Origin of the sequence: Clostridium algidicarnis DSM 15099 (assembly GCF_002934235.1) — a bacterium.
In the GTDB taxonomy this organism is placed as follows: Bacteria; Bacillota; Clostridia; order Clostridiales; family Clostridiaceae; genus Clostridium_L; species Clostridium_L algidicarnis.
On the sequence record NZ_PTIS01000004.1, the window covers coordinates 39,356 to 52,387 of the forward strand.

The window sequence follows — 13,032 nt, forward strand, 5'->3', positions numbered from 1 at the left end:
TTATACATTATAACAAATATGAGTTAAAATAAAAATACAGATTAATAAACATACTTAAACTAAGTTTACATAAGAAAGGGAGTATAAAAGTGAAGGGAACGGTAGTATCAACTTGGATGAAAACTTGCAGAAGACTTTATGGCAATACTACAGTAGATAAGGCTATGGAGGATTCCGGATGGTCCGCTACTAAAATTTTTACACCTATAGAAAATGTTGATGATAATGATATTAAAAAGGTGATATCTAATATAGCTGTAAATAATAACCTAGAAGTTAAAGAACTTTGGCGGATAATCGGAAAAGATAACTTAAAGGCTTTTTACAGAGACTATCCCGCATTTTTCCAGCAAGAAAACATGTATTCATTCTTAAAGTCTTTGTTTGATATTCATGTAGTAATGACTAAAAAGTTTAAAGGGGCTAAGCCACCATTGGTAACTATAGAGCCCATATCACAAAGAGAAGCTATATTTTTTTATAAATCAGAAAGAGGAATGTTTGACTATTTTTTAGGTCTTACTGAGGGATGTAATGAATTTTTTAAAGAAGATGTTAAATATGAAGAGATGGAAAGGACAAGCAATTCATTAAAATTAAAGATGACATTTCCTAAAGATATATATTATAAAAAGAAATACTTTTGGAATAACTTTTTATCTTTTGGTTTCATTAAAAACTTTTCAGTTAAAGCTGGAATATTCACATTTATTACAACGACTTTAGTGGCACTTCCTTTAGTTGGGGTTAGCTTTAAGGCTTTGATCTTAGGACTATTGTCAGGAATATTTACAGGCGTTGGTGTGACCTTGCTTAATATGCCAAAGGCTATGATTGAGGAAGAATTAAAGAAAATAACATCAGGAACCTATAATTATGAAAGCAATATGGTTACTAATGACTTTTTTGAAGATATATTTGGACTTATAAAAGGTTACAAGAAGGGTATGAAAGCTGATCTTACACAGTTTAAGGGTATAACAGATGAAATGAATACCTTCGTTGAAAGTATAAATAAGATATCTGATGCCATGAGTCATACATCAGAAGAAATAAGTCAAGTAGTGGAGCAAGTAGCGAATGGAGCTGTGTCACAGGCAGAAAATACAGAAGATGCTGCCCTAAAGTTAAATGAAGATATAGAATCATTAAAGACTATAGTTGATAATGAAAATAATAATAAATTAGAACTTGAAAAGGCATTAGAAAAGATTAATAACAGCTATAGCAATATAGAAAATACTAGCAGTAAAATTCTTCAGTCTTTAAAAAGCTTTTTAGATGTTAAAGATAAAGGAGACAAACTACAAACTAAGGCAAAGGATATAACAAGCATTGTATCTATAGTTTCAGGTATAGCTGAACAAACGAATTTACTAGCACTTAATGCTTCTATTGAAGCTGCAAGAGCTGGTGAGCAAGGAAGAGGATTTGCAGTGGTTGCAGAATCTATAAGAAAGCTAGCAGAACAATCTAAGGGAGCAGTAAAAGAAATAAATGTTAACTTAGATGAATTTGTAGATGATATAAAACTTCTTGTAGATAATATCGATGGACAATATTATATATTAGAAAATGAATCAAAAAGTTTAGGAGAAGTAAAAGACATAAGCTATGAGGCAACGAAGTCTATACAAATTGTTTCAAAGTCTATGATAAAAACTATTAATGAACTAAATAATGAAGCAGAGTCTATAGCAAATCTTTATAATACTATTGAAACTTTAGCAGCTATAGCAGAAGAAAACTCAGCTTCGTCAGAAGAAGTAAGTGCTAGTGTCTTAAATTATACTGAAGAGCTTCAAAATCTTATAGGAAACATATCTAACTTTAAGATAATAACTGAAAACTTTGGAAAAGACCTAGAAAAGTATAATATATAAAGATTATATATACAAAAAGAGCCAAAAGGTACATGAATTAATCCATGTACCTTTTGGCTCTTTAATTATTAAAATTGATATTTAAAGTGTTAAAGGCCTATGAAGCTTTTAAAATCTGGAATAAATTCTTTAGAATCTGATCCAGAGTCTTGAATAAAGGCATTAGTAACCCCTAAATCTAGAGCATAGTTTATGAGGGCGTCATAGTGTGAAGTCTTTAGGGGCTTGTTTATTTCCTCATAATCTGATGCTTTAAACATAGGTGTATATTGATTCATAATACTTATGTATACATCATCTTTAAAGGACTTATAAATAAAATCTATAATCTTTTTAGAATCAAATAAAAGCCCTGGAAGCATTAAATGTCTAATTATAACACCTTTTTGCATTAAACCACTTTCGTCAAATTTAATCTTTCCTACTTGATTGTACATTTCTTTAATAGCAATAGAGGCTTTTTCAAAATAATCCTTTGATTTTGAATATCTTAATGAATACTTAGAATTAAAATATTTTAAGTCAGGAAGATATACATCTATATACCCATTTAAAGCATTTATAGTGTCTAGGCTATCATATCCGTTAGAGTTATAAAGTATAGGAATAGATAGCCCTTTAGATTTAGCTAAGATTAATGATTCTATTATTTGTGGTACATAGTGAGTTGGAGTGACTAAGTTTATGTTACTCGCACCCTTTTTTTGAAGTTCTAGAAATATATTAGACAACCTTTCTATAGAAACTTCCATACCTAAACCTTCTTGACTTATGCAGTAATTTTGACAAAATACACAATTTAAATTGCAATTAGAAAAAAACACTGTGCCAGAACCTTTAGTTCCTGAAATACAAGGTTCTTCAAAAAGATGAAGGGCTGCTCTTGAAATAATAACTTTATCACTAGATTTACAAAATCCAAGTTCACCATTTAATCTATTTACACTACACTCCCTAGGACATAGTTTACATTCATTTAACATCGATAACATAAGTAAAACCACCTTATTAAATTATATATATAAATATTATACCATTTTCAAAGTATATCTTTATAAGATTATTTTACTAATATTTTTTAAGCTTAATGGGTTTTATACTAAAATAAATAAGCTGCCCTATAAATATAAGACTTATTACTCCAAAAGCAGGATAAAGAATTGTTATTAATTTTGAAAATCCTATTTTAGATATAGGAATTGCTATAAGCATTACAAGAAAGATACAATTATTAAATGGTATATTAAATTTTTGTTCTAAGGTTTTAGATATACTATATATATTTGAAACTTCTGTTGAGAACATTTCAAACCAAATTATTATGAGAATCATAATTTGGAGTGGCTTACCAAATCTATTGGCTATATATAAAAGGGGTATTTCATATTGATATATATATGGTTTGTTAAGCATAAGCATAATATTTAAAAATAAACACAGTACAGTAAGAACAATAGATCCTAGGAGTATTCCTCTTCTCATACTAGATTTATTTTTAATTTCTCTACTTAAAGGCACAAGGACACCACTACAACTTAAAAGGTTAAATCCACAATAAAGCAAACAAGATATAATCCAAGGCCTTTTTTCAAACGAAACCATTTTTAGATCGTATACAATGGTTTTATAATTTGAATAAAACAAAATGTAAAGTAAAAAAGTTATAACTATAACAGTAACTAATGAAGGAACTATAAATGAATTTATTTTGATTAGGCCATCGGTATCTTTTAACAATATAAGTATAGATAAGATAACCATAAGAATAGTACCTATCCAGTTAGAAATTCCAAAATACTGATGTATAAGAGCTCCACTTCCAGCAAGTATTATAGAACTTCCACTTAGTAGAAAAAATCCTGTTACTATATCTGTTACCATACCTAAAAAGCCAGGACTTACTGTTCGAATAAGGTCATTATAAGATTTTAAATTATATTTTAAACTTATGTCAGATATAAGTGACCCTATAAAAATATACACAATACCACAAATTAATATACCCATAAAACTTTTATATCCGTAAGATGTGAAAAATTGAGTTATTTCTTTCCCAGAAGCGAGACCAGCTCCTACTATAGTACCTATAAAAACTGTGGCTATTTGGTATACTTCTTTTAATTCTCTTTTCAAGGTTCTCCCATCCTTAATAATGTTTTCTATATAAATATATATAGAAATTTATTTAAAATGCTTATAATTTTAACATTTAAGATTTAATTTTTGAAAAGAGGGAAAGATAAATTATACAAAAGGCTATGAAATAGAGGTGGTATTGTGAAAAAAGCATTATATTTTATATTAGTGATGTTGATGTCAGTAATTATCATAAGTTGCAAAGGCAGTGATATTAAGAAACAATCCAATGAAAAACAAGAGGATAAATTCAATAGTAAGATTGCAACACAAACAGTAAAAAATTATTTGGAGGCTATAAGTAAAGGCGACATAAATACTGCAAAAAAATTATCTGTTGAAAAGATGCGGGATAAATCTTTAGAGTTTATATCTCCTGATATAGATATATCTGGATATAGTCTTGAGGATTTTAATGAATTAAAGGAGTCGTTGGTTATAAAAGCTAAAGTTAGTAGAGTATCTAATGTAGATTCTAGAGCTAATTTAGATACCTATAATATAAAGGTAATTAAAGAAGACACAGATGAATATAAGATATCTGATATAAATGTTATGACAGAAAAAGAAGCATTTTATGAAGATGATGAAATTAGAATAAGAAATAAAGATAATGTTAAAACTAATTTGTTAATAGATAAATCAGGGATACCCCAATATGGATTTTCTAAAAATGATAAAGGAAATATGATAAAGATATCTGTACCAAAGACTAATTTTGGAACCATAGCTTTTTCTTTTTCTGGGGATAGGATTGCTATTACGACTTATGATAAAGATTCATTTGTTTCAATTGTAAAATTAGATGATAGCCTTATGGTGCAAGGAGAAGGTTCAAGTGAGCAAACAGATGGGGAAGGTGGAGGAAATAAGGATTCTAATAAGGTTAAGGTGCGTGAAATACCTGTTGGTAAAGAGATAATTTCTCTAGATATTTTAAAAGACACTATGATTAAAAAATTATGTTTCTCTTTAGATGAAAAATATTTTATGACACAATATGAGGTAAGAGATAAGGGTACAGGGGTAAGGGTATATAATGTAGATAAAGGAGACTTATTAGATATAGATTTAGAAAAGGAATTTCCAATAGAAGAGTTTAATGTTACCTTCTATTCTTTTGATAAAGATGGGATGATATTTGATGTGTCAGCAAAAGAAAGCAAAGATAGAGAAAAAGAAGGAAGATGGAAGATAGAGTTTAAGGATATGAAACTTATTAAAATGTGATATAATTTTAAGTGAAAATTAGTAGATAAAGTATATAAGTTTTTATTTAATAAGTTTAGTAAAGCCTAATATTGCGAATAATATATATTTCAAAAAATTAAGGGGGACATATGCAAAAAAGGTGGGCTGGTAAAAGGTACAATAATTTGAATTGTTTTTTAAGAAATAAATTTGGAGAAAAGGTTTTTAAAATTTCTATAGATGGAGGGTTTTCTTGCCCAAACAGAGATGGAAAGATAAGCTCTGGTGGATGCATATTTTGCAGTGAAAGAGGATCCGGAGATTTTGCAGGTGATAGACGACTTTCCATATCAAATCAATTTGAAGACGTTAAGGCTATTATGAATAAAAAGTGGGCTAAGGGTAAGTATATAGCATATTTTCAAGCATATACTAACACTTATGCACCTATAGATATATTAAGAAAGAAGTATAAAGAAGCTCTAAAGGAAGAGGGTGTGGTAGGGCTTGCTATTGCTACAAGACCAGACTGCTTAGATGATGATGTCATTTCTCTTTTAGAAGAAATGAGTAAAGAAACTTATTTATGGGTAGAGCTTGGGTTACAGACAAGTAAAGATGAAACAGCAAAAAGTATAAATAGGGGATATAATCTGGAGGTTTTCGAAGATGCTATAAAAAGACTTCGTGAAAAGGGTATAGATGTAGTGGTTCATACTATATTTGGATTACCGGGTGAAACAGAAGAAGACATGTTAAACACAATAAGATATATATCTTCATTAGATATACAAGGTATAAAGTTTCATCTTTTGCACCTTATGAAGGATACTGAGCTTTTAAAGCTTTATGAAAGTGGAGGATTAGAATTTCTTGATATGGAACAATACGTAAGGCTTGTATCAGAGTCCATAGCTATATTACCAGAATCAGTGGTAATACATAGGTTAACAGGAGATTCACCACGTGACTTATTAGTAGGGCCTATGTGGAGTTTGAAGAAATGGGAGATACTTAATTCTATAGATGCTTATCTTGAAAGAGAGGATATATATCAAGGGTTGTATTATTCCACAAATACACTTCAATAGATTTGGTACTTTTGCAAATAGATTTAATCTGTATTAGAAGTTAAGATATAGTTAATAAGATTTATTTGGAGGGATTAAATATGGCTAATTTATCATTGAAAAATATATATAAGGTGTATCCAGGAGATGTTACAGCAGTAAAGGATTTTAACTTAGAAATAGAAGATAAAGAATTTATAGTATTTGTAGGACCATCAGGTTGTGGTAAATCAACTACACTAAGAATGATAGCAGGGCTTGAAGAAATATCTAAAGGGGAGCTATACATAGGAGATAAGATAGTAAACGATGTAGCACCTAAAGATAGGGATATAGCTATGGTTTTTCAAAACTATGCACTATATCCACATATGACCGTATATGATAACATGGCTTTTGGGCTTAAACTAAGAAAGATGGACAAGGCTTTAATAGAAAAAAAGGTAAGAGAAGCAGCTAGAGTTTTAGATATAGAACATTTGTTAGAAAGAAAACCAAAGGCATTATCAGGAGGTCAAAGACAAAGAGTTGCTCTTGGAAGAGCTATTGTTAGGGAACCTAAGGTATTCTTAATGGATGAGCCTCTATCAAACCTTGATGCAAAGCTTAGAGTTCAAATGAGAACTGAAATATCAAAGCTTCACAAGAGATTACAAACTACATTTGTATATGTAACTCATGATCAAACAGAAGCGATGACTATGGGAACTAGGATTGTAGTTATGAAAGATGGGCTTATACAACAAGTTGATAGTCCTCAAAATATTTATGACCATCCTAAAAATGTATTTGTTGCAGGCTTCATAGGAAGTCCACAAATGAACTTAATAGATTCTAAACTTTTTGAAGAGGATGGAGATGTATTTGCTTCCTTTGAAGAAGATAAGATATTACTACCAAAAGATAAGGCTATGTTCTTAAAAGAAAAAGGATATGTAGGTAAAGAAGTCATTTTAGGTATTAGACCAGAAGACTTAGATGATAGCGAAGATTTTATAAGTTTACACAAAGATGCTATAATAAATGCTAAGGTAGAAGTTACAGAACTTATGGGAGCTGAAACATATATATACTTATCTAAAGAAAGGTCGAATTTTGTTGCAAGAGTTAATGGAAGCTCTAAGGTGAAATTAGATGAAGTTATAAAAATTGCTTTAGATGAGGATAAGATTCATATATTTGATAAAGAAAGTGAAATTACTATACTATAATTTAGGAGGACTTTAATAGATGTACAATTTTCAAACCTTTCTTCAAGAATTAAGTTTAAATTCATCAATACCTTTTATGTTAACCTGGATGGATGGAAAGGTTATATATGAAAAGGAAGATAGTTCATCAGATAAAGACTTAGTAGAAACTATTATTGAACTTGGTAGACAAAAAGCCACATTAATAGTTGATAAAAGATATGAAATGTGCACACCTTTATTAAAATACTATATAGAAAATAAGTATAGTGAGTTATTTTCTATAAGAGATCAAGTTTTAAGTGATGTTTTAGAGGGCAAGCCTTTTTTAGAGGAAAGAGTTGAAAGACACTTTCCTTTTCTTTTAAAAGGGTTTAATCTAATGGTTATAAGTGTAGAGGGTAGTAAATATGAGGCCCTTAATATAATAAGGCAAATGTATACCGAAGATGACATTGCATCTTTAATATTTGAAGAAACTATAGTATTAATAGGTGATTTTGAAGATACAAAAGAGCATGCTGAAAGTATAAGAGAAGCGATAATATCAAATCTTTATTGTAGATGCTATATAAGTTATTCTGACATTAAGTATGAATTAAAAGATATATTAGAAGGTTATAAATCAGCTAAAGATTCTATTATAATTGGTAAAAGGTTTGGAATAAAGGATGAAATTTATGATTTTAGTAACATGGATTTTGAAAAGATAGTTTATAATATATCAGATTCATTAAAATATGAATTCATAAAAAGGTTCAAAGGTAAATTTGAAAACTTTGATAATGAAATGTTAAATACTGTAGAACAATTTATAAAGTCAGATTTAAATATAAGTGATGCAGCAAAAAAGCTATATATACATAGAAATACTTTGATATATAGATTAGATAAGATATATAAAGATACTGGATATGATATAAGAAGCTTTAAAGATGCCACAATATTTAGGATAGCTTTTCTTATGTGGAAGGAGGAATTATAAGATGAAAATAGATTTAATAATTTCAGCGGACTATATAAAAGATAAGATTATAGAAGGAAAAACAGTAGTAGTTATTGATATACTAAGGGCTACATCTGTTATAATTACTGCTTTAAATAATGGATGTAGTGAGGTTATTCCTGTTTTAACTGTTGAAGAAGCTTTTGAATTGTCAAAGCATAGTAGAAAAGATTATATCTTAGGAGGAGAAAGAGAAGCTCTTAAAATAGAAGGTTTTGATTTTTCTAACTCCCCTTTAGATTATAATAAAGAAGTAGTAGATGGGAAGACTGTAATACTTACAACATCAAATGGAACTAGAGCAATTAAAGGCTGTAGCTCTGCTAAATCTATATACATAGGTGCTATGATTAATGCAAAGTATGTAGCAAAGAGGATTATAGAAGAGGGTAGAGATGTAGTTTTTGTAAATTCAGGTACTAAGGGTCAGTTTTCTATGGATGACTTTATTTGTGCAGGGTACATGATAAATTATATATTAAACGAAGGTAGTGCTGAGGTATCAGATATAGCAAAAACAGCTGACTACGTTTATAAAAATAATAAAGACATATATAGCTTCGTTAAAGATGCAACACATTATGATGTTTTAAAAAGTTTAGAGCTAAATAAGGATTTAGATTATTGTATAAAGAAGGATATTATAAAAATAGTTCCTGAATATAAAGATGGTTTAATTAAGTAAGTTTAAGATCTAGTTCGCAATGGCATTATAACCATGTAACATAAATAAGACTTTTAGAATTATAATTATTAAGATATAAGAAGTAACAAAAGAATGTCCTAGTGAGTGGGGCATTTTTTTGTTATTTATAGTCACTTATCTTTTGAATCTAGGTTTTGCTTTTGAGCAGCAGAAGTTAATAATAAGCTCCCTACAGCAACTATAAGGTTACCGAGTACATTTAGTTCATCAGCAGTCTTACCTTTCGAAAGTTCAACTGATATGGCAGCAGAAAGTATAATAAGATCATCAGGACTAAGACAATTTAGATTGTACAATATAACTCACCTCTCCTTATTGTATTAAATGCATTAAGTAGCTAAATTGTTAGGAAATAAAAAAGTATTATGCTATCATATAATGTGTATATTAAACATTTAATTTAATAGTTGAGAGGAGATTTATATGAATCTTATATCTTTAGAAAATATAAGTAAAAGTTATAGTGACAAAAGTCTTTTAGATAATATATCTTTAGGAATAAATCAAGGTGAAAAAATAGGGCTTATTGGAGTTAATGGATCAGGTAAATCCACTCTTTTAAAGATAATATCAGGTATTGAAGTTCCGGATGAAGGTAATATAATAAAAGGGAATAAGGTTAGAATAGAGTATCTTCATCAATCACCAGAGTTTTACAGTGAAGCTAGGGTTATAGAACAAGTATTTAAAGGTGAATCTTCTGAAATGAAACTTTTAAGAGACTATGAGAACACCTTAAAGCTTGTAGAAAAGTCAAAAGATCAGGATGAGACTTATGAATTAAATAATAAACTGATAAAATTACAATCTGATATAGATTCTTTAAATGCCTGGGATTTAGAAAGTGAAGCTAAAACTATTCTTACAAAACTTGGGATAGAAGACTTTGATGCTAAGGTTGGTACACTATCTGGGGGACAGAAAAAGAGAATTGCATTAGCATCAGCACTTATAACACCATGTGAGCTTTTGATTTTAGATGAGCCTACAAATCATATGGACAATAAGACTATAGAGTGGCTTGAACAGTATTTAAACACTAGAAAAGGATCACTTATAATGATAACTCATGATAGATACTTTTTAGATAGAGTTACTAATAGGATTTTAGAAATAGATAAAGGGAAATTATATAGTTATTCTGGTAATTACAGCATATTTCTTGAAAAAAAGATAGAAAGACAAAACATGGAAGTTTCTAGTGAAAATAAAAGAGAAAAGTTATATGAAAAAGAGCTTGCTTGGATAAAAAGAGGAGCAAAAGCAAGAAGTACCAAGCAAAAGGCTAGAATAGACAGATTTGAAAAGCTAGGAGAACAGAGTATAGATATAAAAGAAGACAAAATGGATATTTCTGTTTTAAGCAGTAGACTTGGGAAAAAGATAATAGAAATGAAAGATTTAAATAAGTCCTATAAAGGAATAAGTTATATAAAAGACTTTAGTTATATTCTATTAAGAGAAGACAGAATAGGAATAGTTGGAGATAACGGCATAGGTAAATCCACATTAATGAAAATTATATCTGGAGAAATTGAGTATGACAGTGGAACTTTAGATATAGGAGAAACCGTGAAGATAGGATTCTTTTCCCAGGAGAATAAGTACATGGAAGAGGATATGAGAGTCATAGAATATATGAAAGAAGTTGCTGAATACCTACCTTTAGCTGATGGAGGAAAAATTACAGCATCACAAATGTTAGAAAAATTTTTATTTACAAAAGATATGCAATGGACACCTATATCTAAACTATCTGGTGGTGAAAAAAGAAGGCTATACTTACTAAGAGTGCTTATGGGATCACCAAACATACTAATACTTGATGAGCCTACTAATGATTTAGATATATCTACATTAACCATACTAGAAGACTACCTAGATAAGTTTGATGGAGCTATAATAACTGTATCACATGATAGATATTTTCTAGATAGGGTGTGTAATAAAATATTTGCATTTGAAGCACCGGGTATAGTATCTCAGCATCATGGAAATTATAGTGACTTTATGGAGCGCATGAAAGAAATCTATATAGAAGAATCCAAAGCTTCTAAAGAAGTTAATTATAAAGATACAGACTATGAAGACAAAAAGGCAAATAGTGAAAAGCCATTAAAGTTTTCATTTAAGGAACAAAAAGAGTTTCAAGAAATAGATGAATACATTGAAAGTCTTGAGGTTAAGATAGAGGAACTTAATAGAGGAGTAGAAAAGGTATCTACAGATTTTGTTAAATTACAAGAAGTCTTAGATGAAAAGTCGCTTTTAGAAAAAGAACTTGAAGAAAAATATGATAGATGGACATATCTAAATGAGCTATCAGAAAAGATAGAAGGATCTAAGAAATAATATATAAGTGAAAGGAAGGATTGTAGATGGAGAATAATGCTAGTGAGGAAATAATGGATAAATTAACTAAGGTTTGTTTATGTAAGGCCATACCTAGGTCTAAGATGAAAGAAGCAATAAAAGGTGGTGCCACAACAGTAGAAGAAGTTCAAAAAGCTACAGGAGCTGGATCTGGGGGATGCAGTGGTAGAAGGTGTACACCAAAGATAGAAGTATTATTAGAAAAGTACTCCGATAAATAATTTAAAGTTAAAAGATAAAACATTATTTTTAAAAGTTCTGCCCAATTATTACTATTCACCATATAATAATAATGAGTATTAAAAGACACAGAAAGTCATGAAAGGAGTAATTTAAAAAGGAGTTTTTTTATGGTGATTATCTTTTTACTTATGCTAACTATTGGAATTTTAGAGGTTATCTTCCCTAAAAGAATGCTTATGTTAGGTAATAAAAGAGAGCTTAAAAAAGAGGAAGAGCCAAGTGACTTTTTTATAAATATAACAAGGATTGGTGGAGTTATATTGATAATAATAGCCATCACATTTGCAGTTGGAGCTTTCTCATAATAAGGAATGGTTATTTAAGTAACTTTGTTTTAATTCAATGTAATTAAGATAGGCTTTATTATATATAAAGCCTATCTTAATTTGTAGTATTAGGTAAACTATAATCTATTATTTAAACTTGCAATAGATGCAATTTTTAAAGATATAATGTATCATAATTTATGTACTATTAATTTTTATGTTAGGAGAGGTTTTTGTGAAACAGACCATTATTTTTGATTTAGATGATACTCTTATTCATTGTAACAAATACTTTCATAAGGCTGTAGATGCCTTTTGCAGTAATATGAATAATTGGTTTAGTAAATATAACATAGGACTTTTGGAAATAAAGAGTAAACAACAAGAAATAGATATTGAAAGAGTTATAAGAGAAGGTTTTGCTGATACGCATTTCTCTACTTCCCTTATAGATACCTATTGCTATTTTTCAAAAGAGACAGGAAGAAATAAAGACAAAAAGGAAGAGCAGTGGATTAATGAGATAGGTGAAAGTGCATATGAAAAAGATTTAGAGTGTTATCCTTCCATGATAGATGTGCTTAATTGTTTAAAAGAACAGGGGCATAACTTATACCTATATACTGCAGGAAATCCAATTATACAAAAAAGGAAAATTGAAAGGGTTAATATTGGTGATTATTTTGAAGAAAGAATATTTGTAACTCCTCATAAAAATGCTCAGGTTTTAGAAGGTATAATAAAAAAGGAAAGATTAGATAAGCAAAATACATGGATGATTGGAAATTCTATGAAATCAGATATAATGCCAGCTGTAGAGGCAGGTATAAAAGCTATTTATATACCTGGGCTTTTTGAGTGGTCATATGATAATGTGGTGTTAAAGGATGAACACTTAAGTTCATTTAAGACTGTTGAATCTTTGAAGTGTTTGAAGGATATGTTTTTAGAAGAGGCAATTTAAAGTA

At 29.3% G+C, this 13,032-nt stretch carries 13 protein-coding genes; 10 read left to right on the top strand and 3 right to left on the bottom strand.

The window, feature by feature from the left end:
- The first annotated feature begins 89 nt into the window (after positions 1-89).
- A complete protein-coding gene (locus BD821_RS04510; RefSeq protein WP_104409512.1) occupies positions 90-1,883 on the top strand; it encodes a heme NO-binding domain-containing protein in 1,794 nt (597 codons plus the stop codon).
- Positions 1,884-1,972: 89 nt separating this feature from the next.
- On the opposite strand, the gene BD821_RS04515 is transcribed toward BD821_RS04510, so the two are convergent.
- Positions 1,973-2,875 carry a radical SAM protein gene (locus BD821_RS04515; RefSeq protein WP_169993979.1) on the bottom strand — a complete coding sequence of 301 codons (903 nt, stop codon included), beginning with the start codon at positions 2,873-2,875 and terminating at the stop codon, positions 1,973-1,975.
- A 76-nt stretch (positions 2,876-2,951) separates the two neighbouring features.
- Positions 2,952-4,016, bottom strand: coding sequence for a YkvI family membrane protein (locus BD821_RS04520; protein ID WP_104409513.1), 1,065 nt, complete (start codon positions 4,014-4,016; stop codon positions 2,952-2,954).
- 144 nt (positions 4,017-4,160) lie between these two features.
- On the opposite strand from BD821_RS04520, the gene BD821_RS04525 reads away from it, so the two are divergent.
- From BD821_RS04525 to BD821_RS04545, 5 genes are all read left to right on the top strand, one after another.
- Positions 4,161-5,249: a hypothetical protein gene (locus tag BD821_RS04525; RefSeq protein ID WP_104409514.1), complete on the top strand. Its 1,089-nt coding sequence runs from the start codon at positions 4,161-4,163 to the stop codon at positions 5,247-5,249.
- A 110-nt stretch (positions 5,250-5,359) separates the two neighbouring features.
- Positions 5,360-6,301, top strand: coding sequence for a tRNA modification radical SAM protein MnmL/YtqA (gene mnmL, locus BD821_RS04530; protein ID WP_104409515.1), 942 nt, complete (start codon positions 5,360-5,362; stop codon positions 6,299-6,301).
- Positions 6,302-6,381: 80 nt separating this feature from the next.
- The gene (locus BD821_RS04535; protein WP_104409516.1) at positions 6,382-7,491 is read left to right on the top strand and encodes an ABC transporter ATP-binding protein; all 1,110 of its coding nucleotides are present in this window, start codon (positions 6,382-6,384) and stop codon (positions 7,489-7,491) included.
- Positions 7,492-7,510: 19 nt separating this feature from the next.
- Positions 7,511-8,455 carry a PucR family transcriptional regulator gene (locus BD821_RS04540; RefSeq protein WP_104409517.1) on the top strand — a complete coding sequence of 315 codons (945 nt, stop codon included), beginning with the start codon at positions 7,511-7,513 and terminating at the stop codon, positions 8,453-8,455.
- Between the two features lies 1 nt (position 8,456).
- A complete protein-coding gene (locus tag BD821_RS04545; protein WP_104409518.1) occupies positions 8,457-9,161 on the top strand; it encodes a 2-phosphosulfolactate phosphatase family protein in 705 nt (234 codons plus the stop codon).
- 131 nt (positions 9,162-9,292) lie between these two features.
- Here the strand turns inward: BD821_RS04545 and BD821_RS04550 are convergent, their stop codons facing one another.
- Positions 9,293-9,478 carry a hypothetical protein gene (locus BD821_RS04550; protein ID WP_104409519.1) on the bottom strand — a complete coding sequence of 62 codons (186 nt, stop codon included), beginning with the start codon at positions 9,476-9,478 and terminating at the stop codon, positions 9,293-9,295.
- A 127-nt stretch (positions 9,479-9,605) separates the two neighbouring features.
- Here BD821_RS04550 and BD821_RS04555 point away from each other — a divergent pair, with 127 nt between their 5' ends.
- The 4 genes from BD821_RS04555 to BD821_RS04570 all read left to right on the top strand — a co-directional run bounded on the left by BD821_RS04555 (position 9,606) and on the right by BD821_RS04570 (position 13,028).
- Positions 9,606-11,534 (top strand): ABC-F family ATP-binding cassette domain-containing protein, encoded by a 1,929-nt coding sequence (locus BD821_RS04555; RefSeq protein ID WP_104409520.1) that lies wholly within the window; start codon positions 9,606-9,608, stop codon positions 11,532-11,534.
- 26 nt (positions 11,535-11,560) lie between these two features.
- On the top strand, positions 11,561-11,776 hold the full coding sequence (locus BD821_RS04560; RefSeq protein WP_104409521.1) for a (2Fe-2S)-binding protein: 216 nt from the start codon (positions 11,561-11,563) through the stop codon (positions 11,774-11,776).
- A gap of 129 nt (positions 11,777-11,905) precedes the next feature.
- Positions 11,906-12,103 carry a DUF6199 family natural product biosynthesis protein gene (locus BD821_RS04565; RefSeq protein WP_104409522.1) on the top strand — a complete coding sequence of 66 codons (198 nt, stop codon included), beginning with the start codon at positions 11,906-11,908 and terminating at the stop codon, positions 12,101-12,103.
- Positions 12,104-12,299: 196 nt separating this feature from the next.
- Positions 12,300-13,028 (top strand): HAD family hydrolase, encoded by a 729-nt coding sequence (locus tag BD821_RS04570; protein ID WP_169993982.1) that lies wholly within the window; start codon positions 12,300-12,302, stop codon positions 13,026-13,028.
- The last annotated feature ends 4 nt before the right edge of the window (positions 13,029-13,032 follow it).